At 48.0% G+C, this 202-nt stretch carries 1 pseudogene; it reads left to right on the forward strand.

Annotation, left to right across the window (positions count from 1 at the left end):
- Nucleotides 1-202: pseudogene (locus ADM50_RS07090) on the forward strand (SIALI-17 repeat-containing surface protein); the annotation flags it as partial.

Here is a 202-nt window from a genome sequence, read left to right on the forward strand (position 1 = left end):
GAAAGCCATCGAAGAGGGTGAGCTCGACACCTCAGACTTGTTAGCAGACTTCTTGGCAGAGGATAGCGATCAGGTAAGTCCAGCTGAAGCGAAAACTCAATCTCAACTTTCTGGTCAAGATCAAGCTAAACTGGCTGCAGCTGACAAGGAAGCGGCGGAAGAAGCAGCAAAAGTTCGCTCAGATTTAATCGCTACCTTAGAA

This window comes from Streptococcus oralis, from assembly GCF_001075675.1.
GTDB classification, from domain to species: domain Bacteria; phylum Bacillota; class Bacilli; order Lactobacillales; family Streptococcaceae; genus Streptococcus; species Streptococcus oralis_V.